Genomic DNA, 17,925 nt, shown 5'->3' with positions numbered 1-17,925 from the left:
AAGTAAAAAATCCGCCTTTACAGACGGATTTCCCTGTTGTCGTTCTATATAATCCCCCAGTCTTTCAGAATTGTTTCCAGCTGCTGATAGGATTCAAATTTACTGCCGTTGTTATCAATGACCCTATCTGCTAATTCTGCCTTTTCCTTTACAGGAATTTGAGCGCTGATCCGCTGCATGGCTTCCTCATTGGAGTAACCATTTCTCTCCATCAGACGCTCAAGCTGTACGGATTCATCCACATAGACAACCAGTGTTTTATCCACAAAATGGGTTAATTTGCTTTCAAATAAAAGCGGGATATCAAGCACTACACACTTTTTCCGATCTTTAACATAAGCATCCCGTTTCATGAGCATGCTTTCCCTGACAGCCGGGTGTACAATTTGGTTTAATGTATTTCTCTTTACCTCATCGGCAAATACAATTTGCCCTAATGCTTCCCTGTCCAGTGTCAAATCTTCTCTTAAAATTTTTTCCCCAAATGCTTCAACAATTTTTTTATAAGCCTCTTCCCCGGGCCGCACCACTTCCCTGGATAGCTTGTCCGCATCAATTACTGGTATGTCAAATTCATCAAACATTAAAGATACCGTGCTTTTGCCACTCGCAATACTGCCAGTCAATCCGATCACAAGTGTCATTTCTTCACCTCATTCAGCTTCTGGCATTTGTTGCACACGTGGGTGCCGCGTCCGCCTACTTTCATTTTTACAATAGGCTGACCGCAGGATTTACATGCTTTATTTTCCTGGCCATAGACAAAAAGTTCCTGCTGAAACATTCCCATATCCCCCTGTGAATTAACATAGGAACGTATCGTTGTACCACCCTGCTTTACAGCACCTTCCAGCGTCTCAATGGCATGCTTTCTGATAGCCGTCACCTCTTTTTGGGTCAATTTCTTTGCACGTTTTAACGGATGGACACCTGCTTTAAACAATGTTTCATCCACATAGATATTTCCCAGTCCGGCAACAACTGTCTGATCAAGCAAAACCGACTTTATCACCCTGTCCGTATGCTTTAGTTTATTTTTGAAATACGTGAGGGTAAAAGCCTCATCAAAGGGATCCGGTCCAAGTATGCTTAGCGGCTTGTTCAGAAATTCCTGTCCTTTTGGGTAGACATGCATGGTGCCGAATTTACGAACATCATTGTACCTCAGCTCATCTCCGTCCGTACATTTGAAAATAACATGGGTATGTTTTTTCACCGGTTCACTTGATGGATGCACACTATATTTTCCTTCCATCCGCAAATGGGAGATGAGTACATAATCATCAAGCTGAAATAATAGAAATTTTCCTTTTCTGCTGATATCCCGTATTGTCTGGTTCTTTAACAGAAATTTAAAATGTGCTGTATCATCCGGCTGTTTAATAATATTCGGCCAATGTATAATGACTTCTTTAATGGTTTTATTTAAAGTGAGTTGCTTTAATGTCTCTTTAATTGTTTCTACTTCCGGTAATTCCGGCATTCCCCTCAAACTCCCTTACTTAGCGTCAAACCAGCTGTTTCCGTAAGAATAATCCACTTTTAAAGGAACATTCAATTGCACTGTCTGCTCCATCATTTCCGGCACAATCTTAATCAAATGATCCAATTCCTCTTTTGGTGCCTCTATGATCAGTTCGTCATGGACTTGTAACAAAAGCCGGGCTTGAAGCTTATCCTCTTTTAATTTTTCGTATAGATCAATCATTGCCTTCTTGATAATATCCGCAGCACTGCCCTGGATTGGCGTATTCATCGCAGTTCTTTCCCCAAAACTCCTTACATTAAAGTTGCGGCTTGTGATTTCGGGAAGATATCTTCTTCTTTTCATCAGTGTGCTGACATAACCTTTATGTTTCGCTTCCTGCACGATATCATCCATGTACGCTTTCACGCCGGGATAACTCTCAAAATAGCGTTCAATAAACTGTTTGGCTTCTTTTCGTGTAATTCCAAGGCTTTGAGATAGGCCGTAATCGCTGATTCCGTATACAATGCCGAAATTAACGGCCTTTGCCTGTCTGCGCATGTTGCCTGTAACTTCTTCTTTGTTTACATGGAAAACATCCATGGCTGTCTGGGTGTGAATATCCATATCCTCTTTAAATGCCTGCACCAGTTTTTCATCATTTGCAATATGGGCAAGTACACGCAATTCAATTTGAGAGTAGTCCGCTGCAAACATCAACCAATCCTTTTCAGATGGGATAAAAGCCTGTCTGATCTTCCGGCCCTCTTCCAGACGAATTGGGATGTTCTGCAGGTTAGGTTCAATGGAACTTAATCTCCCGGTTTGGGTCAGCGCTTGGTTAAACCGGGTATGTATTTTACTTGTATCCTCATTGACTACTTTTAATAACCCTTCAATATACGTGGATTGCAGTTTGCCGAGCTGGCGGTATAAAAGCAGTTTTGGAATAATTTCATGCTCATTTTCCAGTTGTTCCAGAACATCTGCTGCTGTAGAATATCCTGTTTTCGTTTTCTTTATTACCGGCAGACCAAGCTTTTCAAATAAAATAGGACCTAATTGTTTCGGTGAATTCAGGTTAAATGTCTCACCTGCCAGATCGTGGATTTCTTTTTCCAGATCATTCAAGCGCTGTTTTAAATCGGTTCCCATTTCCTCCAGCTTTGATTTGTCGACGAGTACGCCAGTATGTTCCATGTCACCCAATATTAAAGCAAGCGGCATTTCCAGCTCTTTTAATAATTTATATTGCTCATTTTCCTTTAATTTTTCTTCCATTTTTTCCTGCAGCTCGTACAATGCAATTGTTTTTCGGACAATATGCTCTGCCAATACTTTTTCTTCGGGAAGCTTCATTTTCGCTCCGCGCCCGTAAACCTCTTCATCAAAGTGGACATCTGTCTTTCCCAATCGATGGCTGATAGCCGGAATATCATGATTGTTTTCGGCCGGATTAAGCAGATAAGAGGTTAACAGCATATCAAAGGTGATCCCTTTTATTTCAATGCCATTTCTTTTTAAAGCAACAACGGTTCGTTTGGCATCAAACACACGCTTCTTTTTTGTTTCATCTTCCAGCCATTCTTTAAAAGATGCTGAAGCAAGTGCAATTTCAGCGGGAATAAATAAAGCATCTTTTTCATTTACCACACCAATCCCATCTATGTCAGCCTGATGATAGTTTTCATCAAGCATTTCCACTACAAGTGCAGCATGTTCGGAAAACATGTCACTGTGAATTTTATCAGCAACCTTGAAATCTATTTCCTTAAGTACAGTATCTTCTGCTGCCTCATCTGATGACTCTGAATCGATCCGGTCGAGCAACGACTGGAAACCCAGATCTTTAAATATCCCGCTCACCTTGTTTTTTTCATATCCATTAAAAACAGTATCTTGAATGGTAACAGTAACAGGGGATTCTCTATTAATAGTTACTAAATCCTTGCTCATAAAAGCTTCATCTTTATGGTCGGCAAGTTTTTCTTTTAATTTCTTGCCGCTTACTTCATCCAAACGACTGTACAATTCCTCCAGTGTGTCAAATTGCTTTAAGAGCTTTACAGCTGTTTTCTGTCCTACTCCCGGTACACCGGGAATATTATCAGACGAGTCCCCCATCAGCGCCTTTAAATCGATAATCTGATCCTGGGAAACCTCCATTTTTTCTTTTAAAAAGGATGGTGTATAGCGGTCAACTTCACTGATTCCTTTTTTGGTCACGTTTACCGTTACCGCTTCGGAAACAAGCTGCAGCAAATCTTTATCGCCGGATATGACGGTTACATCCCAATTATCTTCTTCTGCATATTTGGACAGCGTCCCGATAATGTCATCCGCTTCATAATTTTCCAAGTCATAATGTTTAATATCAAAGGCATCAAGCACTTCTTTTAATAAAGGAAATTGTTCCGATAGTTCAGGAGGGGTTTTTTGTCTTCCGCCTTTATACGCTTTATATGTTTCATGACGGAATGTTGTTTTACCTGCATCAAATGCAACCATCATATGTGTTGGCTTTTCCTCTTCCAGAATTCTGAGCAGCATCGTTGTAAAGCCATAGACTGCATTCGTGTAAATGCCTTTATCATTATTTAAAAGCGGCAGTGCAAAAAAAGCACGGTAAATAATACTGTTTCCGTCAATTAAGACTAACTTATTCGTCATATATACATCCTCCGTTTAAATGGCATTTGTATTTATTTTATCATTCCGAATGTAAAAGTGAAACTTCTTTACATTGGAGTATACGGTTCTATTCACTTGGAGTTGATATGTTCCGAAAATATGGGATTCTGACTGAAAGGAAACCATCTTAATTAGAACTTTTACTAGTATGCCTATCGGGGAAGAGCGTAATGCATATACTTGAGGGTGCTTCTATCATCTGATAAGACATGAAGCTTGTACTTGAGAATGGTTCTCTAGCGTATGAGACCAGAAAATTCCTCCACTTATAAATCATAATCAGCTTCATGCTAAAAAACCGATGAAAAAAGACCCTCTTCATCGGTTTTTTAGCAGCCCTCTGCCGCTGCATGGATCATTTATTCCTTTGGCAGCAACACTCTCATTGTAGTTCCTTTATTCGGCTCACTGATAATATCAATTTTTCCTTCATGCAGTTCGACTACATGCTTTACAATAGCCAGCCCTAGTCCTGTACCGCCGGTATTTCTGCTGCGGGCTTTATCCACACGGTAAAACCTTTCGAATATACGCGGAATGGCATCACGTTCGATACCAATACCGGTATCTTCCACTTCAATAATTGCATTTTCCTCTGTTTCATAGACACGCAGATCAATTCTTCCCTCGTCAGCAGTATAATTTATTGCATTATCCAATAAGTTGATTATCACTTGTTTTATTTTTTCCTTGTCTGCGTAAAGACGGATGCCATCCTGGATCTCCGTATAAAAACCAATATTTTTTTCCTCTGCTTTATGCTCGATAATCGGTTTTACTTCCTCTGCCACTTTACTCATATCAGTATCAATCTTATCCAGCCGGAAATCTTCTCTTTCCAAACGGGATAATATTAATAAGTCTTCAATCAGCAGCTGAATCCGTTCACTTTCATTATACATAATTTCAAGAAATTCTCGGTTCGGTTCGCTTTGGTTTGCCGGGTCATCGAGCATTGTTTCTGCAAAACCTTTGATCGAGGTAATAGGTGTTTTCAGTTCATGAGAAACGTTTGCCACAAAATCTTTTCTCATCAGTTCCAGTTTTTTCATTTCCGTAATGTCATAAAGCATAATAACTGCACCTTTTAACATGTTCCGTTCATTAAATATTGGTGCTCCAACTACTTCGGTATAAACGTGATCCAGCCCCCGGTAATGGGAAAAGGAATCCTTTACGTTTTTTTCATAAAGGAAAGTGTTTTGCACTGTTTCATGAATGACTTCACTGTCAAGTACATCATAATATAAATAGCCTTTATAGTCCTTTGGCGTTTTTCCAAACATCATAATAAATTTCCTGTTAACGAAGTGAATATATCCCTTTGCATCAACTAATACTAAACCGCTCTCCAGATTATCGATGATCGTGGAAAGCTGTTCTGAATACATTTGCTCTTGCATGGACAATTCTCCAAGATTTCGGCCCAATGCATTTATTTTATTGCTTAAACTTCCTATACTATCATCTTTGGGATGATGAAACCTTGCCCGATAATTGCCTCTTACAATTTCATCCACCGTTTTAGTGGCCTTTTGAACCGGTTTAATATAAGTATCATAAAGATGAATCAAAAGTATAAGAAATATAATAAAAACCGTTAGCAAAACCGCAATAAGAATAAAATAATTGTTCACTGTAGGGGACAAAATAAGTCCGGCAGTAAAAAATATGATAAAAATAAATATTACATAAGAAAATACAGGCTTTCTGAATAATGTCTTCATCATGTTGGTTCCTCCAGCTTATAACCTAACCCGCGGACTGTCTTAATGTAAACAGGCTTTTTCGTATTTGGTTCAATTTTTTCCCTGACATGGGATACATGTACATCGACAATCCGGGTATCTCCAACGAAATCATAGTCCCATACACTGCTTAGCAATTGATCTCTTGAAATTACTTTTCCCTTATGTTTTGCAAGGTAATAGAGAAGCTCAAATTCCTTACGTGTAAATGTAATGATCTCGTCATTCATTTCTGCTTCATAACGTTCAGGAAAAATAACCAATTCTCCGACTCTGATAGAAGTGAAGTTTCCTGTCGTCTGCTTATTCGTTCTTCTGAGAATGGCTTTTACCCTTGCAATAACCTCCTTGGGACTGAACGGCTTTGTCAAATAATCATCTGCACCGAGCTCGAGCCCAAGTACTTTATCGAATTCGTCACCCTTTGCGGTTAACATTAAAATGGCAGTCTCTATTTTATTATTTCGCAACTCTTTGCAGACTTCAAGCCCATCCAATTTTGGCAGCATTAAATCAAGGATAATCAGATCATAATTTTCCATTTTTGCTTTTTCAACTGCCTCCTGGCCATCATATGCTACATCAGTTGTATAATTAGCTTTTTCCAGATTATACTTTAATAAAGTTACAATGGATTTTTCATCATCCACAATTAGTATGTGATTAGACATATATTTACCCCGTTTCCCCTTTATAAATAAACAAATATTGTCATCCTCTATTCTACAATGAATAAATCATTATGTGAACATAATAGATCATTAATAAAAATTTACATAACATAAAAAGGGATCATGTAAAGCAATCTTCCTGAGGTGCGGCCTGCACTAAGACAATTTGTTTTATGGAACGGGGAGCAGATATATAGTTAAAAAAAGTTTTCCAGTGAGGTAGCTGTTAACGAATTTGGCCTGTAGGCCGGGCACACATGCAATTTTCCGTAAACTACTTCCTCCCCTTCTATATCAAATCCATGCACTGAAACAGCGATTTGATGGTTTTTCTCATCAATATTGATAATTTCAATGGTGAACTTCACTTCAGACTGATGAAATACAGGCTTCGGGAATGTCAGTTCATGCTGGGTAATATGACTGCCCGGTCCGGGCAAATGCATTGAAATCATGGAAGATATGATGCCAAACAGCATAACAGATGGCACCACAGGCTTTTCATAAGGTGTCTGGGATGCATAATCATGCTGAATGTATAAAGGATTGGCGTCATTCGTCAACCCGAGGTACAACAGCAAATCCCTGTCTTCAATAATTTTTGCTGAAGTGTATCTGTCCCCAATTTTTAATTCATGAATTTCCTTTCCTAGCTTTCTCTTTTTCCCAATCATTAAACACACCTCCAATTATGTAAGCGTTTACTATTATAGCAAATAATAAACACAGCCGCTATTTTTAAAACTTTTCTCTGTACAAAGCTATTCACGCCCATTGAACAACGTAATAAATATACCTGTTGACTTGCGCTAAATGCTCGTCCCAACGCGAAGAGCGGTATGCCAGGTGAGCCAACGTTACGCTTTCAATGACCTGGTCGTACTGCTCCTTTAAGCATTTGCAGAACTTGCTAATCATTTAATTAGTACACCATAAGCTATTAAAATTTTTTATACATTAAGTTGAAAGCTTTCTAAAATCGCACTTATAATTTATGTTTTCTTAACCTGAAAAAAAAGAGTCTGTTAGCAACGACAGACTCTTTTTAAAATTAGGCAGAACAGGCGGGAAAGGCCTTTGTTCCAACCACTTAAACTATTCTAATATGGCCAGTATATGATTACGGATTGAGCTGATTAGGCCAAATCAGCTCTTTCTTCTCCGGTTAAACCGAGTTCAATAATTTCTTCAATGCCACCTCTGCCAAGGATGGCTGGTACACCAGGATTACTCGCCTTCCTGATAAGCAATGGGCGGAATTACCCTGCACTGGTAACGGGTAATTATGTCTTAGATCTAACGCTAATTGGATCCGCCGCTTCTGCGTTAATCCATATTCTTAATTAATTCCGAGCCAAACTCAGAGCATTTTACTTCTTTTGCACCATCCATCAGACGGGCAAAATCATAAGTAACCACTTTAGAAGCAATTGTTTTATCCATGGAATTTGTTATTAGATCCGCTGCTTCCCTCCAGCCAAGATGCTCAAGCATTAATACACCGGAAAGAATAACTGAAGATGGATTTACTTTATCCATTCCAGCATATTTTGGTGCAGTTCCATGGGTGGCTTCAAAAATTGCATGCCCTGTATCATAATTGATGTTAGCTCCTGGAGCAATTCCGATGCCGCCAACCTGTGCTGCAAGAGCATCGGAAATATAATCTCCGTTCAGGTTCATCGTTGCCACTACATCAAACTCTTTCGGACGAGTTAAGATTTGCTGAAGGAAAATATCGGCAATAGCATCTTTCACGATAATTTTACCGGCTTTTTCCGCTTCATCCTGTGCTTTGTTTGCAGCATCTTTACCATCTTTTTCAACGATGCGGTCATATTCAGCCCAAGTAAACACTTTATCGCCATATTCCTCTTCTGCCACTTCATAGCCCCATGCTTTAAATGCACCTTCTGTAAACTTCATGATGTTACCTTTATGTACCAAAGTAACATTTTTGCGGCCTTCATTTAGTGCAAAATCAATTGCGGAACGAACCAGTCGTTTCGTGCCTTCTTCTGATACCGGTTTAATGCCGATACCGGAAGTCTCAGGGAAACGAATATTTTTCACGTTCATTTCATTGTTCAAAAAGTCGATTACTTTTTTCACTTCGTCTGTACCTTTTTGCCATTCGATTCCCGCATAAATGTCTTCTGTGTTTTCACGGAAAATAGCCATATCCACATCTTCCGGACGCTTTACTGGAGATGGAACACCACTGTAATGCCTTACTGGACGCAGGCATGCGTAAAGGTCAAGCTCCTGGCGCAGCGCGACGTTCAGTGACCGGAATCCTCCGCCAATTGGTGTTGTTAAAGGTCCTTTAATTGCAATCTTATATTCGTCAATATTATCCAATGTTTCCTGCGGCAGCCATTCTCCTGTTTTGTCATATGCTTTTTGACCTGCAAGCACTTCCATCCATTCAATTTGTTTCTTGCCGTCATAGGCTTTTTCCACAGCAGCTTCAATTACTCTTTTTGCGGCTGCCCAAATATCCGGACCTGTTCCATCCCCCTCGATAAATGGAATAACAGGATGATCAGGTACATTCATCTTTCCGTTTTCTACTGTAATTTTTTCTCCTTGTGCCATTATTATAACCTCCAAATTTCTTATATAATTTCTCTATTCACAGCTGGTATGTTCTGCTATATACCGCTTAGCGGTCCTCAACAGCAACATATTCAGGAGATTCCGGACCTGTATATTCAGCCCGCGGACGAATCAGACGGTTATTTGCATATTGCTCCAAAATATGAGCTAACCAGCCGGATGTACGGCTAACAGCAAATATCGGCGTAAATAAATCATGGTCAATCCCCAGACTATGATATACAGAAGCGGAATAAAAATCAACATTTGCCGGAAGCCCTTTATTCTCTTTAATATAATCCTCAATTTTCACGGACATATTATACCATTTTGAGTTGCCTGTCAGTTCTGTAAGCTGTCTGGACATTTCTTTAAGAAATTTAGCACGAGGATCCCCATTTTTATACACGCGGTGCCCCATACCCATGATTTTTTCTTTATTTTCAAGCTTTTTCTCAATGTATGGGATCGCATTATCTTCTTCGCCAATTTCTGTCAGCATCGCCATTACCTGTTCATTTGCCCCGCCATGCAATGGACCTTTTAGAGCGCCAATTGCAGCAGTCAAGCCGGAGTAAATATCCGACAGCGTTGCTACACAAACCCTTGCAGTAAAGGTGGATGCATTCAGTTCATGATCGGCATGAAGGACCAAAGCTTTGTTAATTGCTTCTACTTCAATTGCTTCAGGCTCTTTGCCGTTTAACATGTAAAGAAAATTTTCGGCATAGCTGTATTCTTTTTTTGGTTCTACTGGGTCATTCCCGTGTCTGATTCGGGAAAATGCTGTCACAATTGTGGCAATTTTAGCCTGAATGCGGACTGCTTTTCGTTTATTTGCTTCTTCCGTCATCTCATCTGCCTCATCATCATAGAGACCAAGCAGTGAAATTGCCGTACGCAACGCAGCCATTGGATGCACCTTCGATAAATCATATGACCGCAAATGTTCAACAATACCTTCAGGAATTTTCATATTTTCTGCAAGTTCAGCTTTAAAAGCATCCAGTTCCGATTGGTTCGGCAGTTTTAGGTTCCATAATAAATATATTACTTCCTCGAAACTTGAATTTTCAGCTAGATCATCAATTTTATAGCCTACATATGTAAGCTGATCATCAATAATGGAACTAATTGACGACTGAGTTGCTACAACTCCCTCAAGCCCTTTTGCTGATGCCATAATAAACCCTCTCCTTTTCTATAATTTGTGTATGGATGTGAGTCATTAACGACAATGTTGTAAAAACAAGCATAGTCATCCCCAATGCAATTATAAAGTATTATGTATGTAATGTGAATTGAAAGCGATTATTTTTATGAAGTTTTCTAATAAAAATGGATAATTGTAGCAAATAATGTCACCTAATGGCATGATATAGCATTTACTGCATTTATGCAAAATTAGATTTCAGGGACTTCTATTTCTTGTCCAAGCTGCATAGATACATAGTAACATAGATTCTTTTCCATACTGCCTGGGGAGATTTGGAAAAAACTTAACGCTTAAATCTTAAAGTTTTGAAAAAGGTTGTATTTTTGCGGGGGGCTAATATGTACAAGCAGTTATTCTACCAATCATTACGCTTCTTTATCATCATTGCTGTCATTGCCGGCAGTTATTTACTGTTCAAACATACATGGATTTTTCTTGTTCCCATCGGACTGGCTGCAGTCTTTTCGATGTGCCTGCAACCATATGTAAGTTTTTTGGAAAACAAACTGAAATTCCCCCGCTTACTTGCAACATTGACAGTTGTTTCTGTTGTTTTTATGCTATTTGCCGGATTCCTTATTTTTATTATTACTGAAATCGTTCAAGGCACAGTGTTTTTGGCCGATCAGCTTCCGGCTCATTTTCAGCAGTTTATAAGGATCATGGAAGATATGATTCAAACAAAATTGTTGCCAATATATGAAACAATTATTTCTTTCCTTCACACCTTGGAAGCATCTCAGCAGAAAGCCATAAATGAAAGTATTGAGCATATATTAGGCCAAATTGCAGCTTTAGGTTCGCAGTTTTTACAAAATCTGCTACTTCTGATCCCTGATCTGCTGACTTGGCTTCCAGGCTCTGCCACAGTAGTTATGTTTATTATAATAGCCACTGTTTTAATGACAAATGATTGGAACAGACTGAAGTCTGGAGCCAAAAGCATTATTTCTCCTTATGTACATTCCTATCTTCAGGAGATACATTTCCATTTAAAAAAAGCATTGACAGGTTTTATGAAAGCACAGTTTATTCTTATTTTTATTACCATGCTGATTATTTTTGCAGGGCTGTCACTATTAAAGGTAGACCATGCGGTAACGATTGCTTTGCTGGCTGCACTTGTTGATCTGTTTCCATATATTGGTACAGGAATTATTTTTATTCCATGGGCGGTCTATTTATTTATCACTGGAAATTATTCACTTACTATTGGTTTAACTCTATTGTACATGTTCATTATCATTGTAAGGCAGTTCCTCGAGCCAAAAATACTTTCTTCCAATATTGGGCTTCATCCGCTGGCTGTTTTAATTGCCCTTTTTATCAGTATGCAATTATGGGGCGTCGCCGGTATTATTATCGCTCCAATCCTGGTAGTTGTGGGGATTGTCCTATTTCAGACCGGAATTTTTCATAAAGCTTTGATGTTTATAAAAGGGTGATTACCATTTACGGTATATAATTGTATTTTTATCCATAAGCCGTCTGATAAATTTTTCCATGCTTTGTTTAAACATCTTTCTTGTTACAGGTATGACGAGAAGAAAACCTGTAATATCTGTAATAAAGCCCGGTGTAAATAATAAGACAGCACCAATTAAAATACAGATTCCGTCAATGATAAAGCCTGTAGGTGCCTCCCCCCGATTTATTGAAAGCTGTGCTTTTTTCCAGGTGTCGATCCCCTGCTTTTTCGCCAGGTAAAGTCCGAACACACCAGTCATAATTATTAAAATAACGACCCACCAGGGACCGATCATATTGCCGGCCCATATAAATAATCCTATTTCAAGTGCAGATAAAACCAGGAGTATCAGCAGAATCCACCGCATGTTTTTTCACCCTTCCCCAATTTGATTGCAAAGACCCCGCTGTCGAATGCCGGGCCGATTTAAAATGCCGCTTAGCTGCGTATCATTATATCGCCTGACACAACATATCCGTCTTCAATTAACATAATGCCATCCCGGAGCGGAGTTTAGAAGCCTGCCCCACATAAGCTTTTGTTACCTGAGTCTGAATGAAGGATAAAGGCTATGCCATTCAACCATACCTTATAAAATTTATAAATTCTTAAGCTGTAGGATAAATTCGCATTTGCTTGTCTTTTAGTGAATGCGGTAGTTTATCTTATACTTTAGACATAAAGATGTTGGCTTTCCCGAACCTATTTCCCCGGGACTGCGGTACAGCAATTCTTGGTCCTACCATAAAGATTTACTGATATTTTATATTTTTCTTAAGTGCAAAGAAAGTCAGGAAGCTATGCTTCGTGACCTCCTTTTTAATTTGTTTTGCATGGTATTTTATAGTACTTTCATATGACCTTTGTAAATATCTCCTTTTGCTCCATCAATCGTAATATCCTCACCGTCGGAAATAGCTTGAAATACATCGGTCACACCTACAACAACCGGGATGCCGAGGCTCACTCCAACCACCGCCGCATGGGAAGTTAATCCGCCTTCCTCTGTAATAATACCACCGGCTTTTTCGATTGCGGGCATCATATCACGATCTGTTCCATAGGTGACAAGAATGTCTCCTTCTTCAACGGCATTAATTGCCTGTTCAGCATTTTTAACTACAGCTGCTTTCCCGTATGCACTCCGCTTGCCAATCCCCTGCCCCTTGGCCAGTACATCTCCAATCACATGTACTTTCAGGAGATTTGTCGTACCGCTTTCGCCTACAGGAACACCTGCAGTAATAATTACTCTGTTTCCATGTTCAACCAGACCTGTCTTTAAGCCGCTTTCGATTGCTATGTCAAGCATTTCATCAGTAGAATCCGCTTTGCTGCCCCGTATTGGATGTACTCCAAAAACAAGCGCGAGCTGGCGGTTTATTCTGTCATTAAAAGTAACCGCGATAATAGGTGCAGCCGGTCTGTATTTGGAAATCATCCGGGCGGTATGACCGCTCTCTGTTGGAGCAATAATCGCACTTACACCGAGATTCATTGCCGTATGTGTCACAGACTGGCTAATTGCATCGGTAATCGTCATATCTGTATCTCTGGATCTGAATTTTAAAATCGCATGATGGTCCAGGGCTGTTTCCGTCTTTAATGCAATATTGCTCATTGTTTGCACAGATTCAACCGGATAATCGCCTGCTGCAGTCTCACCGGAAAGCATAATGGCATCTGTCCCATCAAAAATAGCATTAGCAACATCCGAAGCCTCTGCTCTTGTCGGTCTTGGATTCCGCTGCATCGAATCCAGCATTTGTGTTGCAGTAATGACAGGCTTCCCTGCAACATTACATTTTTTAATGAGTTTTTTCTGTACGAGCGGAACATCTTCCGCAGGGATCTCCACACCGAGGTCGCCGCGTGCTACCATAATCCCGTCACTTACTTCCAGGATTTTATCGATGTTATCCACGCCCTCCCGATTTTCTATTTTAGGAATAATTTTAATGTGCGTGGCATCATGTTTTTCCAGCAATTCCTGGATGTCAAACACATCAGATGGTCTGCGGACAAAGGAAGCAGCGATGAAATCAACATCCTGTTCAATGCCAAACAATATATCCCGGGCATCTTTATCCGTAATTCCCGGCAGATTAACAGACACATTCGGAATATTGACCCCTTTTTTGTTAGAGATCCCCCCTCCATTAATCACCTTTGTTTTCAATTCATTATTTTCTTTATCAATTTCCGACACTTCCAATTCAATTAATCCGTCATCCAGCAGGATTTTCGAACCTTCATGAACGTCATGGATTATTCCGTCATAGGTAACCGAAAAACGTTCGGCAGTTCCTTCAACTTCATCTGTCGTAATCATAACTGAACTATTCTCTTCAAGTACAGTCTCTCCGCCTTCAAAATTGCCAGTACGGATTTCCGGTCCCTTAGTATCCAAAAGGATAGCCACTGTTTTCCCTGTCTTTTCCTGTGCCGTTCTAATGTTTTTTATTCGTTCTTCATGCTCTTTAAAATTCCCGTGGGAGAAGTTTAAGCGGGCTACATTCATTCCTGCTTCAATGAGCTGCTCCAGTTTTTCCACTGATTCTGAAGCAGGGCCTATCGTACAAACAATTTTAGTATTTCTCATGCTTTATCTCTCCTTAGAGCTTGTTGGTTTTAAATAGAAAGTTCTTTGGACAGCTGATACATATCCTCATCAATGTGGTGCTTTCTGGATAAAATCGTTGAAATATCGTGATTAACCAGCTGATTATGATGTATTCCCACCATTTTCCCAGATATCCCCTGTAATAATAGATCAACGGCATGTGCCCCAAGTCTGCTGGCCAATACCCGGTCAGAGGCGGTCGGAGATCCACCGCGCTGAATATATCCTAAAACGGAAACCCGTGTTTCCAGATTTGTTTCCTTTTCAATTTTCTTTCCAAACTCAAACCCGCTGCCTACTCCTTCTGCCACCACAATAATGCTGTGCTTTTTACCGCGTTCATGACCCCTGATAACTCTTTCGGTTACTTCATGAAATTCGTCGGGTTTTTCCGGAATAATAATACTTTCTGCACCATCAGCCAAACCTGCCCATAATGCAAGATCACCTGCATCTCTTCCCATTACTTCTATGATGTAGGTTCTTTCGTGGGATGTTGCTGTATCCCGTATTTTATCAATAGCTTCAATAATTGTATTTAAAGCAGTATCAAAACCTATCGTAAAATCGGTGCCGTAAATATCATTATCGATTGTTCCCGGAACGCCAATACAAGGATAGCCTTTTTCAGTCAATTTCTGTGCCCCCCGGAAGCTTCCATCACCGCCGATCACAATAAGTCCGTCAATGCCAAATTTCTTCAGTTGCTCGATTGCCTTCTCCTGACCCTCTTCAGTCTTAAATTCATCACTGCGGGCAGATTGCAGAATCGTGCCGCCGCGATGGATAATGTCCCCCACGGAACCGAGCTCCATTTTTTCGATGGCACCTTCCATTAAACCCTGGTAGCCCGAGCGGACGCCGTATACTTCCATCCCGTGGTAAATTGCTTTTCTCACAACAGCCCGAATGGCTGCATTCATACCCGGGGCATCACCGCCACTCGTTAAAATTCCAATTTTTTTCATTTTTTCACCTCTGATTGTGCAATTATCCATCAAAAACACTTCTATACCAAAGATAAATCTAACAAGTTAAAATAGCAATTAATAACAGTTGATTTAAATACAGCCGCATACTGCACGTGCCTGATAAGTGGTATGTTACTGAATAACCGGCAACTTATATAGCATGTCATTTATGTAAAATTGCTATATGATGCCACATTAAAAGCTCCTGTTAAAAGTCATTTATAAAAGGGGCATAAAAAGTGGATACCGTAACGGAAGATCCATTTAAAAAAATCGTATTCGCTCGTCTTTAGTGAATCTATTATTCGTATCTTATACTAAAGACTTAAATTTCAGTTTCCCCGAATCTATTTCTTTGGGACTGCGGTACAGTAGTTCCTCGCCCCACCATAAACATTTGGGACTGCGGTACAGTAGTTCCTCGCCCCACCATAAACATTTGGGACTGCGGTACAGTGGTTCTCGCCCCACCATAAATATTCGCTGTAATTTATCGCGTGAGGGAAAAAGTGATTTATCTAAAGCTTTATTATAGCTGAACAGGTAAACAATTAAAAAGAAGCTGACTGTATTCAGCCAGCCTATAATGTGTTATATTCTCCAATCTGTTTATATTTTTCCCAGCGGCTTTCTAGCAGCTCTTCCGCAGAAAGGCTGTTCAATTGTTCAAGCGACTGATTCAGTACATGATCTATATGTGCAGCCTGTTCTTCCACATTACGGTGTGCTCCGCCTTTTGGCTCCGGGATAATCTGATCAATGACCTGCAGCTCTTTTAAATCATATGCAGTAATCTTCATTGTTTCGGCAGCCCGCTGTGCAAGTGACGCATCTTTCCAAAGCAAAGCAGCCGCTCCCTCGGGGGAAATAACCGAATATGTAGAGTTCTCCAGCATATGAATATGGTCTCCAACTCCCAATGCCAGTGCACCCCCGCTTCCTCCTTCACCAATCACGATACAAATTACAGGAACCGTAAGTCCCGCCATTTCCATCAGATTGCGGGCAATGGCTTCACTTTGTCCGCGCTCCTCTGCAGCCTTTCCTGGATAGGCACCCTTCGTATCAATAAAACAAACAATTGGCCGGTTAAATTTATCTGCCTGTTTCATGTGCCGGAGTGCTTTTCGATACCCTTCCGGATGCGGCATCCCAAAATTCCGCCGAATATTTTCTTTCGTATCCTTCCCTCTCTGATGGCCGATCACAGTAATTGGTTCTTCCCTATAATAAGCAATACCGGAAACGATCGCCTCGTCATCCGCGTATAAACGGTCACCGTGAAACTCAATAAAATTCGTAAATAATAGTTCAATGTAGTCCATTGTAGTGGGCCGTTCCGGATGTCTTGCCATCTGCACGCGATTCCATGGCTTTAGATTCCCATATATATCATCTTCAAGTACAGCCAGCCTTTCCTCAAGGGTTTGAATCTCTTCGGATAAATCAATATCACTGTCTCGTGTATATCGCTTTAATTCTTCAATTTTTTCTTTTAAATTCACAATCGGTTTTTCAAATTCAAGTACATGCTTCATTCCTGATTTCCACCCTTCCTGTGCATGTGGAGCAGGGTTGTCAGTGTTCCCTTTAAATCATGACGGTGAATGACTTTATCCAATTGACCATGCTTTAATTGAAATTCAGCCGTCTGGAAATCGTCCGGCAATTTTTCGCGGATCGTCTGTTCAATAATGCGTCTTCCTGCAAAACCAATTAAAGCACCGGGTTCAGCGAAATTGTAATCTCCCAGGGAGGCAAAACTGGCAGAAACACCGCCGGTAGTCGGGTGTGTCATTACAGTAATGAGCAATCCGCCGGCTTCACTAAACCTCTTCACCGCCATGGAAGTCTTGGTCATTTGCATCAGACTTAATACACCCTCCTGCATTCTTGCACCTCCGGAGGCCGTGAAGATAATAAACGGCAGTTTTTCCTCTTTTGCTTTTTCAATCGCCCGGGCTATTTTTTCGCCGACAACCGAACCCATACTCCCCATCCGAAAGCTGGAATCCATCACGGCAATTGCTGCAGCTTGTCCATTTAGGAGACCTTTTCCTGTTACAACACCTTCATTTAATCCAGTTTTCTCCCGATCTTTTGCCATCTTTTCATCATATTCGGGAAAATTAAGGGGATTCCCGGTGATTAAACCTTTATCCCATTCTTCAAAAGTATTTTCATTAAATAAACTTTCAATCCGATTCCATGCAAGTAAAGGATGGTGATAATTACAGTTTGGGCAAACCTGCAAATTTTTGTTCATTTCTTTCCGGTAATAAATCTTATGACATGAATGGCATTTTTGCATCAGCCCTTCCGGAACGTCCGATTTTGCCTGCTCACTAGGAATAGATGCATATTTTCTTCGCTTGCCAAAAAAATCCTTAAGCAAGTTAACTCCCCCTTCTTCCGCAAAAACCAAGGCTTCATTATGGTTGATAATAGCTTATCCGACTATGTACACCATA

General features: G+C 40.3%; 14 protein-coding genes. 1 reads left to right on the top strand and 13 read right to left on the bottom strand.

Annotated features, from left to right (window positions below; genetic code table 11):
• Positions 1–44: 44 nt before the first annotated feature.
• The 8 genes from coaE to citZ all read right to left on the bottom strand — a co-directional run bounded on the left by coaE (position 45) and on the right by citZ (position 10,359).
• Positions 45–644, bottom strand: a complete 600-nt coding sequence (coaE, locus tag GHD25_RS11095) for a dephospho-CoA kinase (RefSeq protein ID WP_164216799.1) — start codon at positions 642–644, stop codon at positions 45–47.
• A complete protein-coding gene (gene mutM / locus GHD25_RS11090) occupies positions 641–1,483 on the bottom strand; it encodes a DNA-formamidopyrimidine glycosylase (RefSeq protein ID WP_164216797.1) in 843 nt (280 codons plus the stop codon). Before mutM ends, coaE begins: the two co-directional genes overlap by 4 nt.
• A gap of 15 nt (positions 1,484–1,498) precedes the next feature.
• Positions 1,499–4,138: a DNA polymerase I gene (gene polA / locus GHD25_RS11085; protein WP_164216795.1), complete on the bottom strand. Its 2,640-nt coding sequence runs from the start codon at positions 4,136–4,138 to the stop codon at positions 1,499–1,501.
• A 380-nt stretch (positions 4,139–4,518) separates the two neighbouring features.
• On the bottom strand, positions 4,519–5,889 hold the full coding sequence (pnpS, locus tag GHD25_RS11080) for a two-component system histidine kinase PnpS (RefSeq protein WP_240452327.1): 1,371 nt from the start codon (positions 5,887–5,889) through the stop codon (positions 4,519–4,521).
• Positions 5,886–6,578, bottom strand: coding sequence for a response regulator transcription factor (locus GHD25_RS11075; protein WP_164216793.1), 693 nt, complete (start codon positions 6,576–6,578; stop codon positions 5,886–5,888). Before GHD25_RS11075 ends, pnpS begins: the two co-directional genes overlap by 4 nt.
• A 197-nt stretch (positions 6,579–6,775) precedes the next feature.
• Positions 6,776–7,252 carry a MaoC/PaaZ C-terminal domain-containing protein gene (locus tag GHD25_RS11070; protein ID WP_164216791.1) on the bottom strand — a complete coding sequence of 159 codons (477 nt, stop codon included), beginning with the start codon at positions 7,250–7,252 and terminating at the stop codon, positions 6,776–6,778.
• Between the two features lie 652 nt (positions 7,253–7,904).
• The gene (gene icd, locus GHD25_RS11065; RefSeq protein WP_164216789.1) at positions 7,905–9,176 is read right to left on the bottom strand and encodes an NADP-dependent isocitrate dehydrogenase; all 1,272 of its coding nucleotides are present in this window, start codon (positions 9,174–9,176) and stop codon (positions 7,905–7,907) included.
• Between the two features lie 67 nt (positions 9,177–9,243).
• On the bottom strand, positions 9,244–10,359 hold the full coding sequence (gene citZ / locus GHD25_RS11060) for a citrate synthase (RefSeq protein ID WP_205601353.1): 1,116 nt from the start codon (positions 10,357–10,359) through the stop codon (positions 9,244–9,246).
• A gap of 371 nt (positions 10,360–10,730) precedes the next feature.
• On the opposite strand from citZ, the gene ytvI reads away from it, so the two are divergent.
• A complete protein-coding gene (gene ytvI / locus GHD25_RS11055; RefSeq protein ID WP_164216787.1) occupies positions 10,731–11,837 on the top strand; it encodes a sporulation integral membrane protein YtvI in 1,107 nt (368 codons plus the stop codon).
• Here ytvI and GHD25_RS11050 read toward each other — a convergent pair whose 3' ends face one another.
• From GHD25_RS11050 to accD, 5 genes are all read right to left on the bottom strand, one after another.
• On the bottom strand, positions 11,838–12,227 hold the full coding sequence (locus GHD25_RS11050) for an FxsA family protein (protein ID WP_164216785.1): 390 nt from the start codon (positions 12,225–12,227) through the stop codon (positions 11,838–11,840). It lies immediately after the preceding gene.
• A 474-nt stretch (positions 12,228–12,701) separates the two neighbouring features.
• Positions 12,702–14,462, bottom strand: coding sequence for a pyruvate kinase (pyk, locus tag GHD25_RS11045; RefSeq protein ID WP_164216783.1), 1,761 nt, complete (start codon positions 14,460–14,462; stop codon positions 12,702–12,704).
• A gap of 29 nt (positions 14,463–14,491) precedes the next feature.
• On the bottom strand, positions 14,492–15,451 hold the full coding sequence (pfkA, locus tag GHD25_RS11040; RefSeq protein ID WP_164216781.1) for a 6-phosphofructokinase: 960 nt from the start codon (positions 15,449–15,451) through the stop codon (positions 14,492–14,494).
• Between the two features lie 584 nt (positions 15,452–16,035).
• On the bottom strand, positions 16,036–16,992 hold the full coding sequence (accA, locus tag GHD25_RS11035) for an acetyl-CoA carboxylase carboxyl transferase subunit alpha (RefSeq protein WP_164216779.1): 957 nt from the start codon (positions 16,990–16,992) through the stop codon (positions 16,036–16,038).
• The gene (gene accD / locus GHD25_RS11030; RefSeq protein WP_164216777.1) at positions 16,989–17,849 is read right to left on the bottom strand and encodes an acetyl-CoA carboxylase, carboxyltransferase subunit beta; all 861 of its coding nucleotides are present in this window, start codon (positions 17,847–17,849) and stop codon (positions 16,989–16,991) included. The genes accA and accD overlap by 4 nt, the downstream gene beginning before the upstream one ends.
• Positions 17,850–17,925 lie beyond the last annotated feature (76 nt).

The sequence above is a fragment of the Virgibacillus aidingensis genome, from assembly GCF_010994035.1.
GTDB lineage: Bacteria > Bacillota > Bacilli > Bacillales > Amphibacillaceae > Virgibacillus_N.
This window is presented reverse-complemented; position numbering and strand designations above follow the sequence as displayed.

Excerpts from the sequence above, each read along its gene's own strand:
- coaE (WP_164216799.1), bottom strand. The coding sequence starts at position 644 with ATGACACTTGTGATCGGATTGACTGGCAGTATTGCGAGTGGCAAAAGC.
- mutM (WP_164216797.1), bottom strand. The coding sequence starts at position 1,483 with ATGCCGGAATTACCGGAAGTAGAAACAATTAAAGAGACATTAAAGCAA.
- polA (WP_164216795.1), bottom strand. The coding sequence starts at position 4,138 with ATGACGAATAAGTTAGTCTTAATTGACGGAAACAGTATTATTTACCGT.
- pnpS (WP_240452327.1), bottom strand. The coding sequence starts at position 5,889 with ATGATGAAGACATTATTCAGAAAGCCTGTATTTTCTTATGTAATATTT.
- GHD25_RS11075 (WP_164216793.1), bottom strand. The coding sequence starts at position 6,578 with ATGTCTAATCACATACTAATTGTGGATGATGAAAAATCCATTGTAACT.
- GHD25_RS11070 (WP_164216791.1), bottom strand. The coding sequence starts at position 7,252 with ATGATTGGGAAAAAGAGAAAGCTAGGAAAGGAAATTCATGAATTAAAA.
- icd (WP_164216789.1), bottom strand. The coding sequence starts at position 9,176 with ATGGCACAAGGAGAAAAAATTACAGTAGAAAACGGAAAGATGAATGTA.
- citZ (WP_205601353.1), bottom strand. The coding sequence starts at position 10,359 with ATGGCATCAGCAAAAGGGCTTGAGGGAGTTGTAGCAACTCAGTCGTCA.
- ytvI (WP_164216787.1), top strand. The coding sequence starts at position 10,731 with ATGTACAAGCAGTTATTCTACCAATCATTACGCTTCTTTATCATCATT.
- GHD25_RS11050 (WP_164216785.1), bottom strand. The coding sequence starts at position 12,227 with ATGCGGTGGATTCTGCTGATACTCCTGGTTTTATCTGCACTTGAAATA.
- pyk (WP_164216783.1), bottom strand. The coding sequence starts at position 14,462 with ATGAGAAATACTAAAATTGTTTGTACGATAGGCCCTGCTTCAGAATCA.
- pfkA (WP_164216781.1), bottom strand. The coding sequence starts at position 15,451 with ATGAAAAAAATTGGAATTTTAACGAGTGGCGGTGATGCCCCGGGTATG.
- accA (WP_164216779.1), bottom strand. The coding sequence starts at position 16,992 with ATGAAGCATGTACTTGAATTTGAAAAACCGATTGTGAATTTAAAAGAA.